Raw genomic sequence first — 6,263 nt, 5'->3', positions numbered from 1 at the left:
AGAAGCCGGCACCGACCTATCTTCCCAGGCAGTCACCCACCAAGTATTTTCGGCACAGATGAGCTTAACTACTGTGTTCGGTATGGGAACAGGTGGGACCTCATCGCAATAGGCACCGGCAAAGGACAACGGGAACGTTATCCCAACCATATATATATATGAAACATCTTGAGAAAAGATGAATCAATCTGTCAAACCACCTACCGGTGGAGGGCGTCTTCCAACGCATATATCTCAACAAAAGCGTTTGCTTTTTGTCACTATCGGTGGTGACCCGTGCGGGAATCGAACCCGCGTTGCCGGCGTGAGAGGCCGGAGTCTTAACCGCTTGACCAACGGGCCATCTGGTGCGCCATCAGTCCGAGCGCTTAAAAGCTGCCGGGGGCAGGTTTTCTCGCGAGGAGTCCCTGTCCAAGAGCACAAGCGAAAGCGCTGTGCGATTGGTTTTCAGTTTTCCTGCTTCTCCTGCTCCGGACTCAGGACAAATGACAACGCACTGTTTTTGGTGCGCCATCAGGGACTCGAACCCGGGACCCGCTGATTAAGAGTCAGCTGCTCTACCAACTGAGCTAATGGCGCATATGCGGACAGTGTCCGCTGCCAATCCGCGCTGCAGCGTATCGGCAACATCAGCGCACATGTCGCGTACAGTGTCGCGTTAAAACTAAGAGGATTGCTGCCATGCGCCTTCATCGTGGGCATCGAGACTTTTCTTTCTCTTTGCACCAAAAGCGCGTCAGCCACTCCGGTAGGAGTACCCTCAAAACCGAATAACGAAGGAATCAACTGTTAAACAAAGGATTTACACTTAGGTCAAGCCCTCGACCGATTAGTACTCGCTAGCTGAACATGTCACCATGCTTACACTTTGAGCCTATCAACCTGGTAGTCTTCCAGGGGTCTTACCTGATTACTCAGTGGGATATCTTATCTTAAGGCCGGCTTCACGCTTAGATGCCTTCAGCGTTTATCCGATCCGCACTTAGCTGCCCAGCTGTGCCACTGGCGTGACAACTGGTGCACCAGAGGTGCGTCCATCCCGGTCCTCTCGTACTAGGGACAGCTCCTTTCAAATATCCTACGCCCACGACAGATAGGGACCGAACTGTCTCACGACGTTCTGAACCCAGCTCGCGTACCGCTTTAATTGGCGAACAGCCAAACCCTTGGGACCGAATACAGCCCCAGGATGCGATGAGCCGACATCGAGGTGCCAAACCTCCCCGACGATGTGGACTCTTGGGGGAGATCAGCCTGTTATCCCCAGGGTAGCTTTTATCCGTTGAGCGATGGCATTTCCACTCACATACCACCGGATCACTAACTCCAACTTTCGTTACTGCTCGACCCGTCAGTCTCGCAGTTAGGCTGGCTTACGCGTTTACACTCAAAAGCATGGTTTCCGTCCATGCTGAGCCAACCTTTGAGCGCCTCCGTTACTCTTTTGGAGGCGACCGCCCCAGTCAAACTGCCCACCTAACAATGTCCCCCGGCCGGATTCACGGCCGCAGGTTAGAATTCCAGCACTTCAAGAGTGGTATTCCAACATCGACTCCAGAAACACTGGCGTGCTTCCTTCTCAGTCTCCCACCTATCCTATACATGAAATACCGAAATCCAATATTAGGCTACAGTAAAGCTCCATGGGGTCTTTCCGTCTTGTCGCGGGTAACCGGCATCTTCACCGGTACTACAATTTCGCCGGGCGGGTTGTTGAGACAGTGTCCAGATCGTTACACCATTCGTGCGGGTCAGAACTTACCTGACAAGGAATTTCGCTACCTTAGGACCGTTATAGTTACGGCCGCCGTTTACTGGGGCTTCAATTCAATGCTTGCACATCTCCTCTTAACCTTCCAGCACCGGGCAGGTGTCAGCCCCTATACGTCATCTTTCGATTTAGCAGAGACCTGTGTTTTTGCTAAACAGTCGCCTGGACCTATTCTCTGCGGCTCACTCTCGTGAGCACCCCTTCTCCCGAAGTTACGGGGTCAACTTGCCGAGTTCCTTAACAACCCTTCTCCCGTTGGCCTTAGAATTCTCTTCCTATCTACCTGTGTCGGTTTGCGGTACGGGCGCCTCAGATATACGCTGAGCTTTTCTCGCCTCATTCCATCCATGCTTCCCTACTCTAATTTCGGTCCCTTACGCCCAGGGCTACCAACGCCTGGGTCATGGACTTCCTAAGTGTCCCTCAGTTTAAATCTTTTGGCGGCTACGGAATTTCAACCGTATGTGCATCGGCTACGCCTCTCGGCCTCACCTTAGCTCCCGGCTTACTTGGAGCGGACGAACCTTCCTCCAAAAACCTTAGACTTTCGGCCATTATGATTCTCACATAATTCTCGCTACTCATTCCGGCATTCTCACTCGTATGAAGTCCACCGCCGCTTCCGCTACGACTTCACCCCTCATACGACGCTCCCCTACCCCGCATACTTACGTATGCAGCCCAAGCTTCGGTGTCATGTTTAGCCCCGTTAAATTTTCGGCGCAGGGTCACTCGACCAGTGAGCTATTACGCACTCTTTTAATGTATGGCTGCTTCTAAGCCAACATCCTGGTTGTTTTCGCAACCCCACATCCTTCTCCACTTAACATGACTTGGGGACCTTAGCTGTGGGTCTGGGCTGTTTCCCTTTTGACCACGAGACTTATCTCACGTAGTCTGACTCCCATGAATCGATTATCCGGCATTCTTAGTTTGATAAGGTTCGGTAACCTCTCGGCCCCTAGCCTATTCAGTGCTTTACCTCCGGTAATCTTTCATGAGGCTAGCCCTAAAGCTATTTCGGGGAGAACCAGCTATATCCGAGTTCGATTGGAATTTCTCCGCTATCCACAGTTCATCCGCCGCCTTTTCAACGGAGGTCGGTTCGGTCCTCCATGGAGTTTTACCTCCACTTCAACCTGACCATGGATAGGTCACCCGGTTTCGGGTCAAATGCATGCAACTCGACGCCCTATTCAGACTCGGTCTCCCTTCGGCTCCACACCTGAAGTGCTTAACCTTGCTACATACATTTACTCGCCGGACCGTTCTACAAAAAGTACCCGATCACACTTTGACGTGCTCTCGGTGCTTGTAGGCACAGGGTTTCAGGTTCTCTTTCACTCCCCTCCCGGGGTGCTTTTCACCTTTCCTTCACAGTACTATTCACTATCGGTCACTGGGTAGTATTTAGGCTTGGAGGGTGGTCCCCCCGACTTCCCACGGGGTTTCACGTGTCCCGCGGTACTTTGGATCCTGCTCGCTGGCTTTCGCTTTCGGATACGCGACTCTCACGCTCTTCGGTGCGCCTTCCCATGCGCTTCTCCTAGCAATTGCCAATGCTAAATGCAGTCCTTAACCCCACCGGTATTGCTACCGATGGTTTAGCCTCCTCCGCGTTCGCTCGCCACTACTTGCGGAATCTCGGTTGATTTCTTTTCCTCGCCCTACTTAGATGTTTCAGTTCAGGCGGTTCCCCTCATATACCTATGAATTCAGCATATGATACCCGGACATGACTCCGGGTGGATTGCTCCATTCGGAAATCCACGGATTAATGCCTGCTTGCGGCTCCCCGTGGCTTATCGCAGCTTGCTGCGTCCTTCGTCGGCTCCCAGTGCCAAGGCATTCGCCCTGCGCCCTTTTTAGCTTGACCTTATGTTTAAATCCTTTGGTTCTCTTGAATGATTGCCCTTAATGAGAATTGTTTTACTAACTCTCGGCTACTTGTAGTTTTTTACCCATTTATCTTAAAAAGATATTTGAATACTTTACAAATATTACCTCATTCGCAGTTAATATTTCGTTATTCAGTTTTCAAGGTACACCTGCGCTGAGCATGACACGATCTGTGTCTCGTCCGTTTCCTTCGCTCGGTTGCCCGCGTTCAGGCTCCGTCCAATTCACAGTTCTTCTTGCTCTTCGCATTTGGAAAGCTTTTTCCGCTTTTGCGTTGGGTTTTGCCGCGTCATCGCGCTCCGGTTTCCCTTCGCACTTCTCCGCGTCTTGCCCCGCCGCTAGGCGGTGGTGGGCTCAAGTGGACTCGAACCACCGACCTCGCGCTTATCAGGCGCGCGCTCTAACCACCTGAGCTATGAGCCCATGTCTTTAAAGCTGCGGTTTGTTCGGCCTTCCCCGGGCCTCCCTATGGTGGAGATGAGGAGGTTCGAACTCCTGACCCCCTGCGTGCAAGGCAGGTGCTCTCCCAGCTGAGCTACACCCCCATGGCAGGAGACTTTCGGGGCCTTACCGCCGCTTCTCTCTTCGCTTCCCTTTTCAAGGTTCCTTTCGGACCCTCAAAATCAAACAACATTTGAACTTCGTTTTTCCCTTGTACTGACCCTTTTAAAAAGGATCTAAGGCTTTTGGTCTTCACGTCAGTGAAAACCGGTTCTCCTTAGAAAGGAGGTGATCCAGCCGCACCTTCCGATACGGCTACCTTGTTACGACTTCACCCCAATTATCAATCCCACCTTCGGCAGCGCCCTCCTAAAAGGTTAGGCTACTGACTTCGGGTGTTACCGACTCTCATGGTGTGACGGGCGGTGTGTACAAGGCCCGGGAACGTATTCACCGCGGCATGCTGATCCGCGATTACTAGCAATTCCGGCTTCATGCAGGCGGGTTGCAGCCTGCAATCCGAACTGAGATGATTTTTAGGGGTTGGCTCCTCCTCGCGGTATTGCTTCCCTCTGTTAATCACCATTGTAGTACGTGTGTGGCCCAGGTCATAAGGGGCATGATGATTTGACGTCATCCCCACCTTCCTCCGTTTTGTCAACGGCAGTCCTATTAGAGTGCTCTTGCGTAGCAACTAATCGTAAGGGTTGCGCTCGTTGCGGGACTTAACCCAACATCTCACGACACGAGCTGACGACAACCATGCACCACCTGTCTCAGAGTTCCCGAAGGCACTCCTCCATCTCTGGTGGATTCTCTGGATGTCAAGACCTGGTAAGGTTCTTCGCGTTGCTTCGAATTAAACCACATACTCCACTGCTTGTGCGGGCCCCCGTCAATTCCTTTGAGTTTCAACCTTGCGGTCGTACTCCCCAGGTGGATTACTTATTGTGTTAACTCCGGCACGGAAGGGGTCAGTCCCCCCACACCTAGTAATCATCGTTTACGGCATGGACTACCAGGGTATCTAATCCTGTTTGCTCCCCATGCTTTCGAGCATCAGCGTCAGTAAAAGCCCAGTAGGCCGCCTTCGCCACTGGTGTTCCTCCTAATATCTACGCATTTCACCGCTACACTAGGAATTCCGCCTACCTCTACTTCACTCAAGAGTTGCAGTTTTGAACGCGACTATCAGTTGAGCCGATAGATTAAACATTCAACTTGCATCCCCGCCTACGCTCCCTTTACACCCAGTAATTCCGGACAACGCTTGCCACCTACGTATTACCGCGGCTGCTGGCACGTAGTTAGCCGTGGCTTCCTCCTCAGGTACCGTCATTTGTTTCGTCCCTGAAGACAGAGGTTTACAATCCGAAAACCGTCTTCCCTCACGCGGCGTCGCTGCATCAGGCTTTCGCCCATTGTGCAATATCCCCCACTGCTGCCTCCCGTAGGAGTCTGGGCCGTGTCTCAGTCCCAATGTGGCCGATCAACCTCTCAGTCCGGCTACCGATCGTCGACTTGGTGGGCCGTTACCTCACCAACTATCTAATCGGACGCGAGCCCATCTCTCAGCGGATTGCTCCTTTGATAACAAAACCATGCGATTCTGTTATGTTATGCGGTATTAGCGTTCGTTTCCAAACGTTATCCCCCTCTGAGAGGCAGGTTGCTCACGTGTTACTCACCCGTCCGCCACTAAGCTAAGCCAGTTCCATCCCGAAGGACTTCACCAAAATAGCTCCGTTCGACTTGCATGTGTTAGGCGCGCCGCCAGCGTTCGTCCTGAGCCAGGATCAAACTCTTTATTAAATGGTATCTAAAACGCATTCCTGCGCTTCAAATCATTAAACAAAGCTTTTTCCAAGCTTTCACGAACACATAGCTTTTGCTTTGTGATTCGTCCGTAGAATTACTCTACTCAAATTCATTTCCAAGGGTCATTCTTGGTTCAAATGTTGTTCAATTTTCAAGGTCCGTCTGCCGGGTCTCACCCGGTCAGGACTTATATTGTACCACATTTCCCACGTGGTGTCAATATATTTCCCATTCTTTTTTTTGCTGCCTTTTCGTTTCCGGGCTCCCGCCCGTCCTTTTCCCGGACAGCTCATTTATTTTACCATACGCCCTCCCCCCTGTCAATCCCTTTTTT

4 tRNA genes and 3 rRNA genes are annotated in these 6,263 nt (G+C 51.7%); all 7 read right to left on the bottom strand.

The features are described from left to right. Nucleotides 1-3: 3 nt before the first annotated feature. A 5S ribosomal RNA gene (gene rrf / locus H8709_RS11730) occupies nt 4-120 on the bottom strand. Between the two features lie 147 nt (nt 121-267). Beyond that, nucleotides 268-342 (bottom strand) — tRNA-Glu (locus tag H8709_RS11725). A 161-nt stretch (nt 343-503) separates the two neighbouring features. Beyond that, a tRNA-Lys gene (locus H8709_RS11720) sits at nt 504-579 on the bottom strand. A 230-nt stretch (nt 580-809) separates the two neighbouring features. Beyond that, a 23S ribosomal RNA gene (locus H8709_RS11715) occupies nt 810-3,647 on the bottom strand. Between the two features lie 369 nt (nt 3,648-4,016). After that, nucleotides 4,017-4,093, bottom strand: a tRNA-Ile gene (locus H8709_RS11710). Between the two features lie 46 nt (nt 4,094-4,139). After that, a tRNA-Ala gene (locus H8709_RS11705) sits at nt 4,140-4,215 on the bottom strand. A gap of 177 nt (nt 4,216-4,392) precedes the next feature. Continuing rightward, nucleotides 4,393-5,923, bottom strand: a 16S ribosomal RNA gene (locus tag H8709_RS11700). The 16S, 23S and 5S rRNA genes sit together here with 4 tRNA genes alongside, the layout of an rRNA operon. Nucleotides 5,924-6,263: the final 340 nt, after the last annotated feature.

The sequence above is a fragment of the Zongyangia hominis genome, from assembly GCF_014385095.1.
In the GTDB taxonomy this organism is placed as follows: domain Bacteria; phylum Bacillota; class Clostridia; order Oscillospirales; family Ruminococcaceae; genus Zongyangia; species Zongyangia hominis.
This window is presented reverse-complemented; position numbering and strand designations above follow the sequence as displayed.